Genomic DNA, 19,821 nt, shown 5'->3' on the forward strand with positions numbered 1-19,821 from the left:
TTGTGCGGAAAACTGGCGCGGGATGAATAAACCCCGTGGAAAAAATTCTGCCATGATGGGAGTTATGGGATTCCTGCGTCGCGCATTTACTTCGATTGCGCCCTCGATTGCGTCTACGGGCAACACACCTGTAGCTCAGTCAATCGAAACCACCAGGACAGTGCGAGCTGCACGAGCAGCGCGAACGGGAATTACAGGAGTCGCTGGCACAGCTGGCATGGCCAAAGCGCTGGGCGCAGTCGGCACCGGCAGTCTGATGGCTACCAAAGTCTTTCGCGAACGCCTCCTAGGTACCGGCCCTGGCACTATCCGCAGCGCACTGCGGGCGGGCATCCCCTCCAACCCCGGTCTAATTGGTGCAGAAATTGCGTCATGGGCTGCCTTTAGCCCCTCGCTGATGCCGCGTACTCGGACCGCCACCGTTACTGTGACCTTCCTGGCACAGCTGGCGGGCCATGTCACCGGGGTGGCTATCGGCTATGGCTACAACACGACGATGCGGCGTCTGGCCAGCACTCCGCTCAGCCGCTTTGCGCCGGCACCTCGCCACGAGCGCGCGCTGGCCGTGACCTGGCATGTTGCCACCACGGCCACCACCGCGGCGCTGTGGCTGCGCTCCATTTCCCAGCAGCGCGAAATTGGCCGACTGGTGGGCAAGGATGAGCAGGAATCCGCACGCAGCCAGTTCGCCTCCACAATGATTGCCAGTGGTCTCTACCTGACCACTCGGGGGCTCTCCGCGCTGGCCAATCGCGGCTATGACTTACTGCGGGACAACCTCCGCCCCTGGCTGCCGCGCGGTCTCGCCCCGGTTCTCAGTGGTGCCATCGTCGGTGGTGCCGTGGCCGCCAGCATTGACCGACTGCTTATCCGTCGGACTTTGGAGTCCATCGCCAAGAAGTCCCGATACCTGAACACGCTGGTCGTTCCCGGCCGCATGCAGCCGTGGGAGCCAGAGCGTTCCGGTAGCCCGTGGTCTTTGGAGCCGTGGCACGCACTCGGCGCCGAGGGGCGCGTCTTCGTCGCCGAAGGCCCCCGTGCCCGCGACCTGGCAGCGGTCACCGGCAAGCCGCTCTCCGAACTGCAGGAGCCCATCCGCATTTATGCGGGCAAGGTGCCAGGTCGTTCTCTGCGGGAACAGGCGGAGCTCATCATCCGCGAGATGCACCGCACCGGCGCGTTCCGGCGTGATCATCTGGTTGTCTTCACCACCACCGGCACCGGTTGGGTGCCACCGTGGTCGGCGCAGGCTGCAGAGTTCTTGACCCTTGGCAACTGCGCCACTGTCGCTCTGCAGTACTCTGACCTCCCCTCCCCAGTGGCATGGCTAACGGACCACGAAACCCCAATCGCGGCTGGCCACACCCTTATCCATCGGGTGTTGCAGGAAGTCGACAAGATGCCGGAGAACGACCGTCCAAAGGTCTACGTCGCCGGTGAATCCCTCGGCGGGTTTGGCGGTCTCGGCGCATTCGAGAATTCCGCTGACATGCTCGCACGCGTCGACGGTGCTGTCTGGACGGGCGCACCACAGTTCTCCGCAATGTGGAAAGAGCTGACGCACCGTCGGACAAAGGGGTCTCCGGAAATCGCTCCAGTCATCGACGAGGGGCGAAACATCCGCTTCGCTACGCGCCCCGACGAGCTGTACCACTCCTTCTATGGCACCAAGTTCGGGCCGTGGGAATTCCCGCGCGTCGCATTCCTGCAGCATGCCTCTGACCCCATCGTTTGGTGGGATTACCCACTGGCCTGGCGCCGCCCCGACTGGCTTGCAGAGCGCGTCGGCCGCGATGTTCTCCCCTCCATGCGCTGGCATCCGTTCGTCACCTTCTGGCAGGTGCTTATCGACGGCCTCGCCTCCGTCACCGTCCCCGGTGGTCACGGCCACCGGTACGAGGAAGAAATGCTGCCCACGTGGGCTTCCATTCTCGACATTCCGCTTGACGACGACCTGGGTGGCGCGGCCGGAATGCGCTTCAAGCGCGTGAGTAAATGGATTCGCCGCATTCAGCCGCCACGTTCATAAACTTGTGACAGATACCTCTGAACAGCATTTTTTACGAATTTCGCATTAATTGTATTGCTTAAATGGTTGCGCATCCGCTCATCTTGAGTACCATCGACGGCACAACCTAAAAGCGTGTTGAGGAGGAATTTTCCTAATGACTAAGTACGAACTTCCTGAGCTGGATTACGCTTACGACGCTCTGGAGCCGCGCATCTCCGGCGAGATTATGGAGCTGCACCACAGCAAGCACCACGCTAATTACGTCAATGGTGCCAACGCTGCTTTGGAGAAGCTCGCTGCTGCTCGCGAGTCCGGCGACTTCGCAGCTGTTACCGGCCTGTCCAAGGACCTGGCCTTTAACCTGGGTGGCCACACCAACCACTCCCTGTTCTGGAAGCTGCTGTCCCCGAACGGTGGCGGCCAGCCGACCGGTGAGCTGGCTGAGGCTATCGAGCGCGACTTCGGCTCTTTCGAGAAGTTCCAGGCTCACTTCAACGCTGCTGCTCTGGGCCTGCAGGGCTCCGGCTGGGCTGTTCTGGGTTACGACACCATTGCAGAGCGCCTGGTTATTGAGCAGATGACTGATCAGCAGGGCAACCTGTCCATCAACCTGAAGCCGGTTCTGCTGCTGGATATGTGGGAGCACGCTTTCTACCTGCAGTACAAGAACGTCAAGGCTGACTACGTCAAGGCTGTCTGGAACGTCTTCAACTGGGATTACGCTGCAGAGCTGTTCGCAGCTGCCAAGTAATTTCAGCTAACAGCGCGTAGCTTTTTACGCGTCCCTGCCGCGCGCTAAAGATGGCTTACCGGCTCGCTGACGGGGCTTACCCTCAGCGGGTCGGTTTTTTATGTCTTGTTTGAGACCACTTTTGGTATTTCCCGGGTGGCACACGTAGCCGTCGTTTAGCGTTAGTGCCCATGAACACCAGCAACAATGTCAACGTCGCCTATGAACACCTCGCCGTAGCTGATTCAGAGGCGGCGAAAATCGCTGTCGTCAGTTTGGACCGCGAAGACAAACTCAACGGTCTAACACTTGAGATGCTGACCGAGCTGTCCGCCGTCGCCCGGAAACTGGCAGCTGACCGTGATCTGCGTGGCGTGATTCTACGTGGCGAGGGCAAATCGTTTTGCGCTGGACTCGATTTCGCCTCGGCATTTAAGAAGCCCTCGCGCATTCTGCGCTCATTCGTCCCCGATATCCACGGCACGAACCTGTTCCAGCGCGCCTGCTGGGACTGGCGACGCCTGCCGGTGCCGGTCATTGCGGCGGTGCATGGGCACTGCTACGGCGGTGGTCTACAGATTGCACTAGGTGCTGATTTCCGCGTTACTACGAGCGATGCCAAGTGGTCAATCCTCGAAGCGAAGTGGGGACTGATTCCGGATATGTCCGGTATGCGAACCATCCTCGATGAGGTCAGCGCCGATACTGCACGTTGGCTGACCATGTCTGGCGAAGAACTCAACGGCAAGGAAGCAACTGAGATCGGTCTGGCGACGTGGGCCGTGGACACGGAGGACGCTGCACTTGAGCTGTCCAAGGAGAAGTTGGCACAGTTGGCGACACGCTCGCCGGATCAGCTGGCGGCGACGAAGCGGCTTTTCCGCGATGTGCACCGCTCCCCTCGCTCAACATTCCGCGCCGAGCGCACACAGCAGTTGCTGCTGTTAGCCCGCAAGAACACGGTCATTATTCGCAATGCTGCGATGAAGAAGGTCTCACCTAAGTTCGCCCGGCGCGGCATGTGGGCGCGTGGTTAGCGCGCTAAGGAACCGGCAGGTCATCCCCATGCGGCAGGTCCGCGGCCGCGCGCTGTGAATCCAGCCAGTCGCGGACGTGGGCTACCGATCGGCAGTCATCGCCGTTGTAGCGCAGCAGCATGGCGCGAGCCTCGGCTTGCGTGAGCTTTTCAAAGGACTGTTCCGCGACAAAGTCGAGGTCAGTGGCCGTCGCAATGCGATACAGATCCAGCGATGCCTCGCCGTCAACATCGGCGTCGCGCCAGTGGAAGCCCGACCACGGAGCCACGACTTTAAGCCCCATACCGACGGTGGAGAGGATCTGGCGACGGGCGACCTTCAGCATGTCCACCCAGTCCTCCGAGGCAATGAACTTGTCCACTTCTTCGCGGGTCGGCACCCGCACAATCTTTATAGAGCCAGCTGCCTCGGAACTGGAACCAGCCGCATCACCTGTAGCCAGCTCCGCCGAATCTGCGGGCACCACAAATTCCTGGCCGCCGAACCGGGTGGCGCTCTGACGCAGCCAATAGTTCTCGCCCTCTGCCGCCCAGCAATAGGCGCGGAAGGTCTTGCCTTGTTCATGCGCCGCATTTCGACGCCGCATCAGGTAATCCCAGAAAATCGCAAAGTTCCTGGCCTCCGCCGTGCCGCCGAGCCCTTCTGGCCCCGGTGGCTCCCAGGTGATAAACCCGCGGTAGTCCTCCCCAGGCACCCATGTTCCCCACAGGTAGGCGCCATCGTTGGGGTACGCCTCCATATCGATATCCATCTCAACATCGCCACGCGGGGCCGATGTCTTAGCGGCTACCCGGAGCGCGTCGACGTCGGCAAGCCGCGCCCTCGCCATCCACACCTGCTCCTTGCTGACGTGCGAAGTGTTGGTACTCGCCTGCGCCAGTGCCGTAACCGTGTCGATGCCCGCACTGCGCAACCGCATGGACTTATCCCCAGGTAGAAGGAGGGAAATATCGTCACTTGCGGTCAGCTCAGCCAAACAAAGGTCGTGGTGACGGCAGGTTCGGCACTCCCGGATGCGCCGTGGCGCCAGCGGCCAGGTGCCTGGCGTAAACCGTGACGGTCGCCCCTGAGTGGCAGCGACGGCATCACGCGCGTCCCGCAACGCCATCCGATACGAGGCGACGCGCGAACCTTCATCGGCAATGACAATATGCCGTGTATCCAGGTTCATCCCGGTGGCGCTAATCGCCCCCACCAGGCCACAAGATACGCCCAGGCGGTGCAGTATCGCCGCTGCCTGCCCAAGCTTCACAGCATCGGGTCCGTAATGCCGTAGCTTCCACTCGTCCGTGACAGCCATCGCCTGACGCAGGGTCCGCCCCATCACGCCAGCACGCCCGAGCCGGTCAACGCCCAACAGTCGCACCTGCATCGCCGCCGCACGCGCCGCATTGCTTGACGACGGCTTACGCCGCCGGCCCGGTTTGCGCGCAGAGAGCAGGTGCCGTGTGACAACCAGGACCGGCATATACGTCGGGGAGGTCGTCTGTGGTGAATCATCGACCTTGACCAGCAGATCGGGGTGGCAAATCTCGTCGATTCCCGAGTACACCCCACCGGGAATCGGACGCTCATGCATGAGCACGCCACCGGTGATGACGCTTTCTCCGCGGGCGATGGCCTCAAGGGTATCCAGGTGAGCGTCCGGTCCCGAGGCCACTGTGTACAGGCCGGGGATGGACGCGATGGACGTCGGCAAGCGGTGCTCATGGTGAGAAGCAGGTTCGACTAGCCGCCCCTCGCGGAGGTCGAGGCTCAGCCGGTAGCGGCAGCCGATGAGGTCGCTCGCGTGGAGAAGCGGGCGCGAAACGGATGAATCAGTCACAATGAGAATTAGCGTATCGCCACTCGGTAGGAAGTTTCACGTTAAGCTTGGATAGCAAGAATCGTGATGCAGCCACTGCATCTGGCAAGCGCACTCCGGCGCGGTGGGGTTTACGGGTTTTCCGCCCCACTTTTCCGGAGGGACTATCTGCGAGCAACTAGGCGAAGGAAAAAATGAGCTTCTTGGGTGACATCCGTGAGCGTCGGCGCGAAACCGCCAAGCAGGTGAAGGCTGCCAAGGCGAAGGCTAAGGAAGAGGCTCGCCACGCAGCTCGACTTAATCGCAAGGCACATAAGGCTGAGGTCAAGGCCGCTAAGCGCGACCAGAAGCACCAACACAAGCTGGAGCTGAAGGAGGCCGCTGGCCGCGTTCGTTCTGAGGAAAAGCTCGGTAAGAAGGAACTCAAGCTGGAAAACCGTGCTCTGAAGCGCGCGGAGAAGATCCGCAAGGCGAGTGCCAAGGACGAGAAGAAGGCGCTGGCCGCCAAGCAGCGCCACCAGACCAAGATGGCCGAGAAGATCCTGCAACAGCAGCGCAGCCAGGGCTTCAACAAGGACAAGGCAAAGTCGTGGATCGGTGGCGCACGCCTGCTGGTACCGGTGCTGGTTCCGCTGGCCTACCGCGCCATCACTGCCATTCAGCGCCGTGAACACTCTTCGGCCGCGCAGAAGTTCGGTGTTTCCGCTAATGATGCCGCTCGTTACCAGGGGCACGGTGCGCCGCTGCTGGCCCGCATTGAGGCCACTCGTGGTTCACTGACAGAGCTGCGTAAGTCGGGTGTCAAGGGTACCGATGGTTTTATCAAGGACGCCAACTCGCGTCTGGATGTCATGACTGACGCCATTAACACTGCCGAGAAGATGACCCCGGAGCAGCGTCGTCGCGCACACCACTCCATTACCGCAGAGCTGGATTCTCTGGATCGCCAGATCATTTCGGAGCTGGGCGCGTAAACCTGGCCGCTTCGGGTTAAGGCCACTCGCCGAGATTCGTCGAACTAAGCGCGACTGTTGTTGAGCAGCAATAGTCGCGCTTTCGCTCTTAGTACCCCCGTATCGGGCTATTTTCTCCCTCCGATGGCGCTACGGACTGAGAACTACTGTAATGAGGGCTATGCCATCTTCAGATAAATCTCAGACTGCAGCCTCGGATCTGAGCGGCGCAGTCTCGAACAGCGACGCAACAGCCCAAAAGCCATTCACCCCTACTCGTCGTGCCGTACTGCGTGCCGGCGCTACCGGTGCTGCTGCTGGCGCCATCGGCCTGGCGACCGCTACTAGTGCGGGGGCCAATCCTGAGTCGCAGTCCCCAGCTAATGCTGGCGGTTCTGGTGGTTTTCAGGTCTTCCAACACGGTGTGGCCTCTGGCGATCCACTGCCGGACTCCGTTCTTATCTGGACTCGTGTGACATCGCACCCAGGCGACACCGCAGGTGCAAACCAGGGCCGCCCTGTTGCACTGAAGTGGGAAGTCGCTTCTGATGAGGGCTTCGGCAACATCGTTGCCTCTGGTGCCCTGAACACCGACCCGGATGCTGACAACACCGTCAAGATCGATGTCAAGGGTCTCTCCGCTGATTCCTACTACTTCTACCGCTTTACCGTCACCGCTGGTAATCACGCGGGCCAGGTTTCCCCGATTGGCCAGACTCGCACTGCGCCGCCGGTGAACTCCTCGCCAGATCACCTGGGCATCGCGCTGACCTCCTGCGCTAACTGGGAAAGTGGCTTCTTCTCCGCTTACCGCGATATGGCGGAAAATGACCGCATCGACATCATTATGTGTGTCGGTGACTACATCTACGAGTACGAGGCCGGTGGCTACTCCGGCAAGGGCCCGGTTCGTGACCACAAGCCGGCTCACGAGATTATTTCTCTCGCTGACTACCGCCTGCGCTACGCCACCTACCGCACCGATGCGGACCTGCAGGAAGCTCACCGCGCAAAGCCGTGGATTGTGACCTGGGATGACCACGAGGTCGCCAACGATGATTGGCACAGTGGCGCTGAGAACCACGACCCGGAGACCGAAGGCGACTACGTTGCCCGCCGCGACGCCGCTATCCAGGCTTACCTGGAGTGGCTGCCGGTTCGCGCTGTCCCCTTCTCCCAGGGCGGCAAGCTCTACCGCAGCTTCCGTTTCGGCGATCTCGCCGACCTGACCATGCTGGACCTGCGCACCTACCGTGACCAGCAGCTGAAGTTCATCCGCGCTGGCGAAACCGATGATGAGAGTCGCTCCATGCTCGGCTCTGAGCAGTTCAATTACCTGCTCGGCCAGTGGCGTTCCTCGAGCGCAAAGTGGCGTGTCGTGGGCAACTCCGTCATGTTCACTCCAGTGCTGGTTCCGCCGCTGGATCCGGAGGCCACTCGCGCTGTCACTGAGCTGCTGAGCTTGCCTCAGGACGGCCTGCCGTACAACTTGGATCAGTGGGATGGCTACGCTGCTGAGCGTCGTAAGCTGATCGACATCATGGGTAGGGAGGGCTACGACAACGTTGTCTTCCTCACCGGCGATATTCACTCCTCCTGGAACTGCAACGTACCGAAGGTCCCGGGCCAGTACCCGAGTGCCGGTATTGCCGCCATTGAGATTGTCTGTACTTCCGTCAGCGCCCCGAACATCGATGACATTGTGAAGCTGCCTCAGGACAACCCGATTTCCTTGGCTGCTACCGCTGGACTCAAGGCTGCGAACCCGTACGTCAACTACCTCGAGTTCGACCGCCACGGCTACACCGCTGTCTACTTCGGCCGCGAGGACGTTACCTCTGAGTACCGCCTCGTCGAGGTCAAGGAGGAACCGAACCAGCCACTTTTCGTCGCCGCTACCTACCGAGGCAAGCCTGGTGAGGGCATGACCCAGGCTTAAGCGCCTTCTCATCCTTTCGCTTTCCGACGACCACTGAGAGCGCACCCCGCATTGCGCTCTCAGTAGCGTAGTTGCTGTTCACGACGGCCCTGCACAACATGCAGGGCCGTCTTTTTATTACCCCAAGTTCTTGTGCACAATTAATCGAATTATTAACAAACCATGTATTCGATATAAGTTGCACAATCTAACTCAATTATCGTCAATAGACATTAAATTTCTTTGCACTTATACTGTGAGGGAAAGAAAACAGGGCTTGATATTAATTTGAAATTTCACCGTATTGAAGTTTCACCGTAAGCCTTCTTCATTATTACAAGTTCAGCACCAAGCTTAGGCAGGGATTCTATGGCACGCCGCGAACTAATTCAGTACATCGACGACCTTGATGGGACTCCGCTTGATTCCGCAGATCACCAAGTCGTTCGTTTCTCTTTCCGCGGTAAGAACTACATTCTCGACCTCTCTCAGGAAAATGCGGAGAAGTTCGAGCAGGTATTAGAACCGTATATTGCGAACGCTTCTATTGATCACAGCACGGTTGTAGCTCCGCGTAAGCGCTCTTCCGCTAATCCCAATGCCGCTGAGGCCCGTGATCGCAATCGCAAGATTCGCCAGTGGGCACGAGAGAATGGCATGGATGTTGCAGACCGCGGTGCGCTGCCAAAGCACATTATTGAAAAGTACGAGAGCGCTAACTAGTTCTCACCCAGGTTCGTTTGCCTTCCACTGGATGTCATCCAGCTTCACTATCTTAAAGACAGGGTCCCGCCACAGCGGGGCCCTGTTTTAAAGTTGGGGCAGGTGATTCGAGTCGCTAGGATAGCGGCTGGAATTGGCACACCGGCCTAATCCGGTTGTCTTACTTTTCTTATCCTTGACATGGAGGAGTCGGCCCGTGGTTATTTTGGAACCATTTGTTTGGCTGGTCTCGTTTGTCCTTAAGGCGTGGCACCTTTTACTGGCCTCAGTGTTTCACCTGCCATCTTCTCTGTCCTGGACGCTTTCTCTCTTCCTGCTGGTGTTTACGGTGCGTGGCGCTCTGGCGTTTCTCGCGTTCCAGCAATTTATCTCGGCGCGCAAGACGGCCAACCTACGGCCGCAGCTTTTTATACTCAAGGAGCGCTACCGCAGGAGCATCGAGCCGAACTCGCCACAATACGTAAACTTTGCCAGCAAGGAAATGCGCAAAGCCGAAGGTATTAAGACCTCCGTAATGCTGGCGCCCCTCTTCGTCCAGATTCCCGTGATTATGGGCCTTGTTCGCATGCTGAGGCACATGCTGCGGGCGTCTGAGGGGCCTGGACTGCCTGCGTCTCATAATGTCGGATTCATCTCTAAGGATGAGATTTCCGACTTTCTGAGCGCGACATTCTTGGGGCAGCCTCTACCCGCGTATCTGCGCATGGACCCGGAGCAACTACAAATCCTTGGGGGCAATCATGATTCGCTGTTAGCTTTCTGCATTATCGGCATCGTGGCAGCGGCCATTTTCACCGGTTTTAACTTGGTCATTTCCTACCGCCGGTTGCAGCGCACTCTCGACTATTCCAATAGCGTCAGTGTATTCCTCAGCAAATTCATGCGCGTAATGCTTATCTACGCACCGCTGATGATCCTCTTCGCGGGGTTCTTTGGCCCAACACCTGTGGCTCTAATTGTCTACTGGGTCACCAATAACTTCTGGACACTGACCCAAAATATTATTCTCACCCGCTATGTAGAAAAGACCTACCCACTCACGGACGATTTCCGAACTCTGCAAAACCACCAAAAGGGTGAATACGAATCGGAGCGGGAAGAAAAGAAGAAGTTAAAGCAGGCCAAGCGTCGCTTTTATATCAAATCCGCATTCGCTCCGTGGAAAATAAAGCAGTATAAGAGCGAATATGCCGCTATTGAGAAGGAATCGCGGGACCGTCGTAAAGCAAAGCAGGACGAAGAATATGCCCAGGCTTTGAAAATTGCGAAGGTTCGCTACATGGTGACCCAGATGAGGCCTGGCGCTCAGGACAATTTGCCGTCCCTGACGCAGGATATGAAGATTTCCTCGGGTATAGTTCCGCCGCTTCCCGGCCTGGCTAAAGTGCGGGCAGACATGAAACGACAAGCCGAGAAAGCACAAAAGGCGCAGAAGCGGCCGAAACCAATTCTGATTGCAAAGAACCTGGGAATGCTGCTCGGCCAGAATACGAAGAATATGGTTAAGAAAGCCACCGGCTCAAAGGAGTCGGACTGGAAACGCTTCCGGGATTAGCCCGTGAGCAAAAGGCGAGAACTAGGGCGCGTTAAAAAAAGGGAATTAGGTATTTACGTGACCAAGTCACGGGCCAGGTCGCGCGCCATCTGCAGCGGGTTCAGATCCTTGGACATCTTGGCACCCGCGAGGCCGCCGTCGAGGTAGAGCAACAGCATATTTGCGTGAGCAGACGGCATACTAGATTCATTTTCAGTCAGCAGCGTGTGTAGCTGTTGCCAAACCCAGGAGCGGTGATCGGCTGCGGCCTGGCGGATGTCCTGCTCCGACTCCGTTTCCGGCCGTGGATATTCACTAGCCGCATTCTGGAAGTGTGAACCACGGAAGTCGATTGCCGGCTGCTCCGCAATACACTGATCGAAGAAAGCGAGAATCTTCTCCGCCGGGGTATCCAACGAGGCCACTCGCTGCTCCCAAGCCTCCCGCCATTTGGCATCGAGGTCTTGCAGATACGCGATGACCAGCTTGTCCTTGGATCCAAACAACGAGTACAGGCTGGCTTTGGCGACATCAGCTTCCCGCAGGATGCGGTCAATGCCGACAACGCGGATGCCTTCCGTTGTAAACAGAGCTGTCGCTGATGTCAGGAGGCGCTCCCGCGGACTGGGGCGGTTACGACGGCGAGAGGAAGCGCGGCCGCCTTTTGCGCCCTTGCCCGTTGTCGCTTCTGCCACGGCAGTACCTCTCGTCCTTCCAAAGTCACACCCCGTTATATCAGCTGCTTACTCGCAAATATCGGCGTTCGCGTCATTGCTTTCGCAACACTGAGCAGGGCGTTTATAGTTTGTGATATTCCATTGTAGGCGCATCTGCGACTGTGATTTTGTAAAAGAACAAACTAGTCAGTCTTTCAGCCTCTAGTCCTACTTTAGCGTGCGATGATTACTGCCCCCAACAGATGTCGCGACAACCGCAGAACGCCAACTTCACGACAACCGCACAACAAAAAGGGCATCTCAATGTTAATGAGATGCCCCGCGCTCTAGCTCACTATCCAGTAGATAGCAGCGTTACGACGCTTTGTGCTGAGCTGTGCTGTTTTTCTTGGTTGTTTTCTTGGTTTACTTACGCTTCTGAACCAGGCCGACAATCCACAGCAAAATCACGGCGCCGAGCAGACACGTAAGGAAGCTGAAGATCATTCCACCACCGGCGACATCAACGCCGAACAGGGTGAGCAGCCAACCGCCGAGGAAGCCACCGACAATACCGACGACGATATTCAGGACGACGCCCATCGAAGCATCGGTGCCCATAATCTTGGAACCAATCCAACCGGCAAGGCCACCGATGATAATCCAGCCGAAGAAGCCCAGAGAGGGGCTAAAGGAGGCAGCAAGAAGAATCTCGTTCATGATAGATATTCCTTTCCGAAATCGTTCTGACTCAACTATAAGGCTTTCCAAAATATCTTGCACCTACTGCAAGCACTATCAGGCCATTTCGGCCACTGGGAAACTAGCGAGATAACAGTCGGATAACCACAGGAAAACCCTTATAGAATCTGTACTTTCTGCATGAAAACGGGGTTTATGCAGACGAGAGGCCCCATTTATATAAACCGAAGCCGATCTCCGAGACATGTCGGAAACCGGCTAGGTTCTACTTATAAATATTCGGTAACGGTTTCTGTTCTCGGCGCTAAACGCACCTCCACGACCGGCACCGGCGTTTTTCCCAGTCCCCTCGAAGACCGCTTTAGGCGTCAGTCTCCGGGCGGACGACCATCATCGGGCAAGCAGCCGCCTGCAAGAGTGCACGTGAGGTGGAGCCGAGCAGCATGCCCTTGAAACCACCGCGGCCGTGGCTGCCGACGACCAGCAGCTGCGAGCCTTCCGAGGCATCAGCCAGAGCACGAACCGGGCGGTCGCGGGTAACGACCTTCTTGATGGCCACGTCCGGGTACTTCTTAGCGTACTTCTCCAGGCGGTGGCCGAGCAGAGCCTTCTGCTCCTCTTCCACAACCTGCCACTGGCTCTGAGCTGCAGAAAGACCGGCCAGGGAAGCCTGTACCTGCATGTCCATCCAGGTGTGAACTGCAATCAGCTCTGCACCACGGGCATCGGCCTCACGGAATGCGTACTCCGTTGCCTTTTCGGAAATATCGGAGCCATCGACGCCGACAACGACCGGGCCGTACTTGGTCTCATCGGTGACCAGGTTGTCCTCGCGGACAACAACAACCGGGCACGATGCGTGGGAAACAACAGCGGCGGAAACCGAACCCATGACCATGCCAGAGAGCCCACCCAGACCGCGAGAGCCCATAACCACCATGGTTGCCTGCTCAGACAGGTCGAGCAGCATGTCAATCGGGCTGCCCTCTTCAATCTGGTGGCTGACATCTACCGACGGTGCGAAGTCGAGGGCAATCTTCTTGGCCTCGTTAATCTTCTCCAGGGTTTCGGCCTCAAGATCGTCGTAAAGCTCCTGCGGCGGAACCATGCCCTCTGCGTAGAGGAACTGTGGCATGGAGTAGCTGCTGACCAGACGGAGTGGCTCACCGCGCTTCACTGCGGTGTTAGCGGCCCACTTGACGGCGGTCTTGGATGCCTCCGAGCCATCGACCGCGCACACAATGATGTTCTGCCTTGGCATTGATTGCCTCCTTATTATGCGATCCATAAAAATTGGCTCTCCGCGGCCCGACCGCAACGCAGCTACACCTATCGCACCTGCTTGGACGCCATTTTAATGGACAAGCTTTGCTATTTAGTCAACTCTTCCGAGCCAACCTTTTTATTACTTTCACCTCCACCCTACCCCCATTATGTTGCGACCGACAGGGCAGAATGTTGTCCACCTACGCCATTAGGGGCGATACCAACACCGCTCTGCCACAGCAGCTCCGCTTGCCCGCCAGATGAATCCGGGGCACCTGTTAAAGTCAGCCGTATGCGTCGCATGCCACTGCCCATTCGCGATGGGCTCAACCCATCCCGCATCGCCGCTCCCGGGCGTCGTGGCGATGCCCCCACCCGTGCGTGGGATCTGCTCACAGGCGCTATCGCAGGTCAAACCCATCGCCACCCGGACGATGATGAAGCGGCCGTGGCTAAACGCTTTGCAGATGGGCTCGTCGTTCGCGCCAACTCAGTGCCGTACAGTCCGGATGACATGGTGAAGCCCGGCGCGGAAATGTGGTTTTACCGCACCCCGGCACCGGAGCGCACAATCGCGGGGCCGATGCCGATTGTCTTTCAAGATGACAACCTTGTGGTCGTCGACAAGCCGTCGTTTTTGGCAACGATGCCACGCGGCCGACACATCACGGAAACCGCTGTCGTACGCCTGCGGCGGGAGCTGGGAAATCCGGAGTTGGTTCCCGCGCATCGCCTCGACAGACTGACGTCGGGGTTGCTCATCTTTACCGCCCGGCGCGAAGTTCGTGGCGCCTACCAGGGGCTTTTCGCATCTGGGGAAGTCACTAAGCGCTATCACGCGCTGACATCGCCCACACCCATCGCTGGCGCGACCAGCGAAGCCCTGCCCGAGACCCCGCTGGAATTGCGCACACGACAGCACAAAGTTGCTGGCCAAATGCAGGCTTATACTCTCGAGGGCGAGCCAAACGCCCACACCATCATCGAGCACATTTCGCTTGTCGACGTGCCTTCGGACGCCGACGGCCTCGCTGCCGACAGTGGTCGCGTTGCGCTGTGGCAATTGAAACCCATCACCGGACGCACTCATCAGCTGCGGCTGCACTTGAGTGAGCTGGGCTTTCCCATCCTGGGCGACCAGTACTACCCGGAGATTCTGCCGCTGGAGGCCGAGAATACCTCGGAGCCCCTGCACCTGGTCTGTGTAGAAATGAGTTTCGCTGACCCCGTGACTGGTGAACAACGAACGTTCCATTCCCGCCGCAGCGTTTTCAATCCGCTTTCGCTGCCGGATATTAATTCGCCGTTGATCGAATCTAATTAGAAGAGAACCCCCTCCCCCATGTCTGCCAAGCATGCACAACAATCCGCTAAATCATCCGCTGAATCTTCTTTGGAACATTCCGCCCCACCAGCGGCGGCCTACGCTGAGAGGCTCACCAAGAAGTACGGTGTCGGCAATGCCGCTGTTACTGCACTGGACCATGTCGATATCTCTTTTGCCGCTGGTGAGTTCACCGCGATTATGGGCCCGTCCGGGTCCGGTAAGTCGACACTGATGCACTGCATGGCCGGTTTGGACTCCGCGACGTCGGGAAGCGCGTACATCGGCACGACGGATCTGTCGAAGCTGTCGGACAAGGAAATCACGGCGCTGCGGCGTGATCGCCTGGGCTTTGTGTTCCAGTCCTTCAACCTGGTGCCGACGTTGACGGCGGCAGAGAACATCACCCTGCCTATCAATATCGCTGGTCGGAAGGTGGACAAGCAGTGGTTCGAGGAAATCACCACGCGCCTCGGGCTTAAAGAACGGCTTACGCACCGCCCCTCGGAACTGTCCGGTGGCCAGCAGCAGCGTGTCGCCTGTGCGCGTGCCATTGTCAGCCGGCCGGAGATCATCTTTGGCGATGAGCCGACGGGCAACTTGGACTCGAACTCATCTCGTGAGGTATTGACGATTCTCCGCGATGCGGTTGATGACATCGGCCAAACCGTCGTCATTGTGACGCATGATGCCACCGCCGCGTCCTACGCAGACCGTGTTGTGTTCCTCGCGGATGGCCGCGTGGTTGACGAGCTTCGCAATCCCACGCCCGCCGATATCTTGGCGCGCATGGCAGATATTGAGAATCTTTAGGAAGGCAGGTCATCTCCCCCCCCATGGCATCATCGTCTTCCACGCTGAGCCGCGTCGCCTGGCGCAACATCACCTCGCACAAGTTGCGCCTCGTGCTCACAATTATTTCGGTCGTGCTGGGCACGGCCTTCATCACCGGCGCATTTGTGTTCACATCATCGCTGGACAAGGCCTTTAAGGGCGCAATGAGTACCGCTTATGACGGTGTCGACGTGGTGGTGACGGCCCCTGCTGACAATCCCGGTGCGCTCACCAAAGAAACTGAACAGAAGGTAGAGAACTTCCCTGGGGTGCGCGCCCTCAACATCGGCAATCCCAACAACGGCATTACGGCCACGGGAGCCGATGGCAAGCCGATTCAGACCAATGGTTCGCCATCGTTGGGTCTTCCCTACTATCCAGCGGCCGAAGCAGTGGGCAACAAGGTCACGATTACCGAGGGACACGCACCGGAAGCACCAGGTGAGGTGGTCGTCAATTCCACCACCGCCGAACTCGGCAACCTCCACGTCGGCACTGAAATCAAGGTGGCCACCCGTCTCGAGCGGGCGACGGTGAAGGTTGTCGGCATCGCTGATACCTCCATCGACGAAACCGGCTATCTCACAGTCTTTTTCACCCAAGATCAGTGGCGCGAGCTCTACGGCGAAGACGGACATGCGGACATGTTCACCCTCGCTGCCGATTCCACCACCGACGCCGCCGCACTCACCCGTGACGTCGCGGCTGCGTTCCCCGACCTCAAGGTAGAGGCCGGCTCTAAGCTCGCCGACGAGGCTTCCGAACGTGTCTCCTCCGCCTTAAGCTTTGTTAACTACTTCCTCATCGCTTTCGGGCTCATCGGTCTGCTGGTCGGCATCTTCATCATCTCCAATACCTTCACCATGCTGGTCACTCAGCGCATGAAGGAATTCGCTCTCCTCCGCGCCCTCGGTGCTTCACGACGACAGCTCACTGCGTCCGTCCTCTTGGAGGCATTCATTGTTGGCCTCATCGGTTCTGCACTAGGTGTAATCACGGGGTTTGGGCTGAGCCAGGGGCTATTCATGCTTCTCGATGCCATGAGTATCTCCATGCCCGGCGACGGCCTGACATTCGAACCGGTTGCGGTTATCGTGCCTCTTATTGTCGGCGTGGTAATTACCATGATTGCCGCCTGGACACCGGCGGCCCGCGCTGGCGCAGTCCCTCCCGTAGAAGCCATGCGCTCTGGGGATCAAACAACCAGCAATAGCCTCAGTGCTAGGACGTGGACCGGTACTGTGCTGGCGTCCGCCGCGATCGCAATCATTGCCTGGGCATTGCAGTGGAACGACGCAGAAACCAAGATTCGTGCCGTCTTCGTTGGTGTCGGTGCAGTGATGGCCGTAGCCTCCGTCTGGCTTGTCGGCCCCGCGCTGTCCATGCCTCTGACCGGAGGACTGGGGCGCGTCGTAGGTGCGCCTTTTGGAACCGTCGGCAAGCTTGCGGCGACGAACTCCCACCGCAATCCGCGCAGAACGGGAACCACATCGTTTGCACTGACGCTCGGGCTTGCGCTGGTGACTGTGATTGGCATGTTCGGTGTGTCCATGAAGGAGGCGGTCAATGAGTGGTCAGAGACCAATCTGACGGCTGACTTCGTGCTCTCGCCACCTCTGACCGCGCATTCGGCCCTGCCACTTGGGGTCGAGGATGCGGTGAAGGATATCGATGGTGTCGACGACACCGCAACCTTGTCGATTGGCGCGCTACTGGTAATCCCACCTGAGGAAGCCGCCACGATGATAGCTTCCGACGGCGAACAAACTGAAGTCGGACCGGAATCTAGTAATGCGTCGGTTTTCAACTCCAACGTCGGCAAATGGTACGGCACTCGCGCCATCCAGGGCTCCCTGGATCTGGCCAAGCCGGATGCGGGAATTGTCATCAGCGAATCAACAGCGAAAAAGAATAGTTGGAACGTTGGCACTGAACTCGCAGTTGTTTCCAAAGGCGGCATAACACGGCTCCCCGTCACCGGCATTTTTGCTGACACAAGTGATCCCGGCCAGTCGATTATTGTCTCCGACGAAGCCGCCCATAAATATGTCAAAAGCAGCCACCTGTTGCCTTTCCAGACCTACGTCGATATTTCTGATTCCATCGCGGCAGACAGCGGCTCCATGGATGAAATGAAGCAAAAGCTTAGCGACGCAGTTGCGGACTACCTCGTAGTACAGGTGATGACTGCTAAGGAGTTTGCGGGTCTGGCTAATGCCTCTATCGATGTCATGCTGGGAATCGTCTACGCTCTGCTGGCCCTGGCGGTCATCATTTCGATTCTGGGAATTATCAATACTGTCGCACTCTCAGTTGTCGAGCGCCGCCAGGAGATTGGCATGCTTCGGGCCGTCGGCCTGCAACGCTCGGGGATTCGCCGGATGATTCGCCTGGAATCTGTGGAAATCTCCATTTTCGGCGCGGTTGTAGGTATTGTCCTCGGCTTGTTCCTCGGCTGGTCACTTCTGACCGTGCTGAAGGATGAGGGCCTGAATACTATCGCGGTACCGTGGCTGCAGATCGTTCTCATGCTGCTTGGGTCTGCGCTTGTGGGCATTATTGCTGCTCTCGGCCCTGGTCAGAAAGCCGCGAAGACACCGCCCCTGGCCGCTATCGCAGACGAATAGTCGCCGTTATATGAAAGCGCCCCGTGCAGATATTGTTTCTGCACGGGGTTTCTATTTCGCCTTATCGCCTACGCCGAATCAGCAATCCAGCTCACGCATTTCCACTGGAAATTCACACGGCCGCGTTGGCCTTGCGAACCTCGCGTTCACGATTCTTCAGCGCCTTATTGAGAAGCATAAAGAACCACACAAAGCCGACCGTCAGGATAATGTGGCCGAGTCCTGCAATTCCCGAGTACATCGCACCCCAGGCCTCCGGGCCTGAAACAACGTGCACGATACCGTTAGCCACCATCATGCCAATCGTCCAAACAATGCCGACATTCTGAACGATGAACCAGCGATCAAAGCCCTTGACAGCTGAAATATTGAATTGACCATCCAATGCCAGCGCAACCAAGAAAAAGATTGTGCCAAGAACAAGGAAATGCGTGTGCAGCGTATTGAGCTGCGTTTTATCCCCGAAATCCATCGCACGGGTAAATTCACGATAGAAAACGCCAGAAAACAGACCAAGACCGAGATACACCGAAGCAGCTGTGAATAACTTACGCATACTTCGTAGCCTACTCAGATAACACTGGCTTCTAAATGGACTAAACCCAGGGGGTTAAACGAAAGTTTGATACCGCGAAACTAGAGGGCCTCAAACTAACCGCGCGAATCGAGCCACCACACGTTTCGGCACAGTTTTGGATAGGGCCATCACCAGGCCATATAGGCCGGGCGCTACCTCCGCCCGACCCCTCTCCGCTCCACGTAACGTGCGCTCCACTAGATAACTGAGATTCTGCTCCGGCATGAGACGCAACTTCACCGACTTCGCCTGCTTCACGACGTCCCGTAGCGCCTTGGTCTTAACCTTTCCCGGGTAGCAAATAGTTACAGTTACACCATTAGGTTTCAATTCCTCTCCAAGGCAGATACCCCAGAGCCGAATAAACGCTTTCGATGCTGTGTACACCGCCAGCCCTGGAGTTGGTGCTACAGCTGAGATCGATGAAACGAAAATGATGTGGCCGTTCTTTTCGAATAAATCGTTTAGCGAGTAAACCGCTGCGACCGTACCGCGAATATTCGTCTGTATCATTTGATCAGCCTGCGAAAAATCCTGGGTTTTAACATCGCCATAATTCGCATACGCGGCATTGAGGATTAAATAAACTATCGTCGCGTGATGGCGGTCAACATGATTCCGGAGTTTATCGCCAAAATCATCATCGGACTGATCTAGACAAAGATATCGAAGACGAGGACCTTGCCTCTGCGAGAACTCAGCGTCTTCACCGGAAGAATCATCGTTGTAGCTACGAGAAACACACCAAATTTCATCTAGGTCTGGACGTAGCTGCCCAAGTCTATCGGCAAAGACGGCGCCTATGCCCCGAGATGCTCCAGTCACGATTCCCACTCGCATGAATTCCAAGATACAGCCGACTGAGTCGAGCAATTAAAACGGCGCCGACGTAGCGCGCCGCATAGGAATAAGCATACGAACAGCAAAATGCAGCACTAAAACGCTAGTTAATTCTGTTTACCCGTAGGTATAAAAGTGGGCCGCAGCACCCAACCCCACACAAGGGGCAAGGCAACCACGACCCACAAACAAGATTATTATGCCGGCGGCGACCTACTCTCCCACACCCTCCCGAGTGCAGTACCATCGGCGCTGGTGGACTTAGCTTCCGGGTTCGGAATGGGA

16 protein-coding genes are annotated in these 19,821 nt (G+C 57.7%); 10 read left to right on the forward strand and 6 right to left on the reverse strand.

Features of this window, described 5'->3' with window-relative positions:
- Positions 1-52: 52 nt before the first annotated feature.
- From HMPREF1206_RS01685 to HMPREF1206_RS01695, 3 genes are all read left to right on the forward strand, one after another.
- The gene (locus HMPREF1206_RS01685) at positions 53-2,029 is read left to right on the forward strand and encodes an alpha/beta-hydrolase family protein (protein WP_016421678.1); all 1,977 of its coding nucleotides are present in this window, start codon (positions 53-55) and stop codon (positions 2,027-2,029) included.
- Positions 2,030-2,165: 136 nt separating this feature from the next.
- A complete protein-coding gene (locus tag HMPREF1206_RS01690; RefSeq protein WP_016421679.1) occupies positions 2,166-2,762 on the forward strand; it encodes a superoxide dismutase in 597 nt (198 codons plus the stop codon).
- A 170-nt stretch (positions 2,763-2,932) separates the two neighbouring features.
- Entirely contained in the window at positions 2,933-3,778 is an 846-nt protein-coding gene (locus HMPREF1206_RS01695; protein WP_016421680.1) for a crotonase/enoyl-CoA hydratase family protein, read from the forward strand.
- A gap of 4 nt (positions 3,779-3,782) precedes the next feature.
- Here the strand turns inward: HMPREF1206_RS01695 and HMPREF1206_RS01700 are convergent, their stop codons facing one another.
- On the reverse strand, positions 3,783-5,603 hold the full coding sequence (locus tag HMPREF1206_RS01700; protein WP_016421681.1) for a ribonuclease H-like domain-containing protein: 1,821 nt from the start codon (positions 5,601-5,603) through the stop codon (positions 3,783-3,785).
- Between the two features lie 173 nt (positions 5,604-5,776).
- Between HMPREF1206_RS01700 and HMPREF1206_RS01705 the strand changes: the two genes are divergently transcribed.
- The 4 genes from HMPREF1206_RS01705 to yidC all read left to right on the forward strand — a co-directional run bounded on the left by HMPREF1206_RS01705 (position 5,777) and on the right by yidC (position 10,731).
- A complete protein-coding gene (locus HMPREF1206_RS01705) occupies positions 5,777-6,556 on the forward strand; it encodes a DUF6474 family protein (protein WP_016421682.1) in 780 nt (259 codons plus the stop codon).
- Between the two features lie 160 nt (positions 6,557-6,716).
- The gene (locus tag HMPREF1206_RS01710) at positions 6,717-8,474 is read left to right on the forward strand and encodes an alkaline phosphatase (protein ID WP_147580924.1); all 1,758 of its coding nucleotides are present in this window, start codon (positions 6,717-6,719) and stop codon (positions 8,472-8,474) included.
- A 348-nt stretch (positions 8,475-8,822) separates the two neighbouring features.
- On the forward strand, positions 8,823-9,176 hold the full coding sequence (locus HMPREF1206_RS01715) for an Lsr2 family protein (RefSeq protein WP_016421684.1): 354 nt from the start codon (positions 8,823-8,825) through the stop codon (positions 9,174-9,176).
- 196 nt (positions 9,177-9,372) lie between these two features.
- Positions 9,373-10,731: a membrane protein insertase YidC gene (gene yidC, locus HMPREF1206_RS01720; protein ID WP_016421685.1), complete on the forward strand. Its 1,359-nt coding sequence runs from the start codon at positions 9,373-9,375 to the stop codon at positions 10,729-10,731.
- Between the two features lie 53 nt (positions 10,732-10,784).
- Here the strand turns inward: yidC and HMPREF1206_RS01725 are convergent, their stop codons facing one another.
- The 3 genes from HMPREF1206_RS01725 to HMPREF1206_RS01735 form a co-directional block, all read right to left on the reverse strand.
- Positions 10,785-11,405, reverse strand: coding sequence for a TetR/AcrR family transcriptional regulator (locus HMPREF1206_RS01725; RefSeq protein WP_016421686.1), 621 nt, complete (start codon positions 11,403-11,405; stop codon positions 10,785-10,787).
- A gap of 387 nt (positions 11,406-11,792) precedes the next feature.
- Entirely contained in the window at positions 11,793-12,086 is a 294-nt protein-coding gene (locus HMPREF1206_RS01730; protein ID WP_016421687.1) for a GlsB/YeaQ/YmgE family stress response membrane protein, read from the reverse strand.
- Between the two features lie 343 nt (positions 12,087-12,429).
- Positions 12,430-13,329: a universal stress protein gene (locus HMPREF1206_RS01735; protein ID WP_016421688.1), complete on the reverse strand. Its 900-nt coding sequence runs from the start codon at positions 13,327-13,329 to the stop codon at positions 12,430-12,432.
- 297 nt (positions 13,330-13,626) lie between these two features.
- Here HMPREF1206_RS01735 and HMPREF1206_RS01740 point away from each other — a divergent pair, with 297 nt between their 5' ends.
- From HMPREF1206_RS01740 to HMPREF1206_RS01750, 3 genes are read left to right on the forward strand one after another with little or no spacing between them, the layout of a single operon-like run.
- Complete coding sequence (locus HMPREF1206_RS01740; protein WP_042388283.1) at positions 13,627-14,658, forward strand: pseudouridine synthase; 1,032 nt, start codon at positions 13,627-13,629, stop codon at positions 14,656-14,658.
- A gap of 18 nt (positions 14,659-14,676) precedes the next feature.
- Positions 14,677-15,471: an ABC transporter ATP-binding protein gene (locus HMPREF1206_RS01745; protein WP_016421690.1), complete on the forward strand. Its 795-nt coding sequence runs from the start codon at positions 14,677-14,679 to the stop codon at positions 15,469-15,471.
- A 23-nt stretch (positions 15,472-15,494) separates the two neighbouring features.
- Positions 15,495-18,119, forward strand: a complete 2,625-nt coding sequence (locus HMPREF1206_RS01750) for an ABC transporter permease (protein ID WP_016421691.1) — start codon at positions 15,495-15,497, stop codon at positions 18,117-18,119.
- Positions 18,120-18,231: 112 nt separating this feature from the next.
- Here HMPREF1206_RS01750 and HMPREF1206_RS01755 read toward each other — a convergent pair whose 3' ends face one another.
- Positions 18,232-18,675 (reverse strand): DUF2871 domain-containing protein, encoded by a 444-nt coding sequence (locus tag HMPREF1206_RS01755; protein ID WP_016421692.1) that lies wholly within the window; start codon positions 18,673-18,675, stop codon positions 18,232-18,234.
- Positions 18,676-18,765: 90 nt separating this feature from the next.
- Positions 18,766-19,521, reverse strand: coding sequence for an SDR family oxidoreductase (locus tag HMPREF1206_RS01760; protein WP_172620225.1), 756 nt, complete (start codon positions 19,519-19,521; stop codon positions 18,766-18,768).
- Between the last annotated feature and the right edge of the window lie 300 nt (positions 19,522-19,821).

The sequence above is a fragment of the Corynebacterium sp. HFH0082 genome, from assembly GCF_000411235.1.
GTDB classification, from domain to species: domain Bacteria; phylum Actinomycetota; class Actinomycetes; order Mycobacteriales; family Mycobacteriaceae; genus Corynebacterium; species Corynebacterium jeikeium_D.

Bases quoted from the DNA above. Each gene is read 5' to 3' on its own strand.
- HMPREF1206_RS01715 (WP_016421684.1), top strand. From the start codon at position 8,823: ATGGCACGCCGCGAACTAATTCAGTACATCGACGACCTTGATGGGACT.
- HMPREF1206_RS01740 (WP_042388283.1), top strand. From the start codon at position 13,627: ATGCGTCGCATGCCACTGCCCATTCGCGATGGGCTCAACCCATCCCGC.
- HMPREF1206_RS01735 (WP_016421688.1), bottom strand. From the start codon at position 13,329: ATGCCAAGGCAGAACATCATTGTGTGCGCGGTCGATGGCTCGGAGGCA.
- HMPREF1206_RS01750 (WP_016421691.1), top strand. From the start codon at position 15,495: ATGGCATCATCGTCTTCCACGCTGAGCCGCGTCGCCTGGCGCAACATC.
- HMPREF1206_RS01755 (WP_016421692.1), bottom strand. From the start codon at position 18,675: ATGCGTAAGTTATTCACAGCTGCTTCGGTGTATCTCGGTCTTGGTCTG.
- HMPREF1206_RS01730 (WP_016421687.1), bottom strand. From the start codon at position 12,086: ATGAACGAGATTCTTCTTGCTGCCTCCTTTAGCCCCTCTCTGGGCTTC.
- HMPREF1206_RS01705 (WP_016421682.1), top strand. From the start codon at position 5,777: ATGAGCTTCTTGGGTGACATCCGTGAGCGTCGGCGCGAAACCGCCAAG.
- HMPREF1206_RS01690 (WP_016421679.1), top strand. From the start codon at position 2,166: ATGACTAAGTACGAACTTCCTGAGCTGGATTACGCTTACGACGCTCTG.
- HMPREF1206_RS01695 (WP_016421680.1), top strand. From the start codon at position 2,933: ATGAACACCAGCAACAATGTCAACGTCGCCTATGAACACCTCGCCGTA.
- HMPREF1206_RS01745 (WP_016421690.1), top strand. From the start codon at position 14,677: ATGTCTGCCAAGCATGCACAACAATCCGCTAAATCATCCGCTGAATCT.
- HMPREF1206_RS01685 (WP_016421678.1), top strand. From the start codon at position 53: ATGATGGGAGTTATGGGATTCCTGCGTCGCGCATTTACTTCGATTGCG.
- HMPREF1206_RS01710 (WP_147580924.1), top strand. From the start codon at position 6,717: ATGCCATCTTCAGATAAATCTCAGACTGCAGCCTCGGATCTGAGCGGC.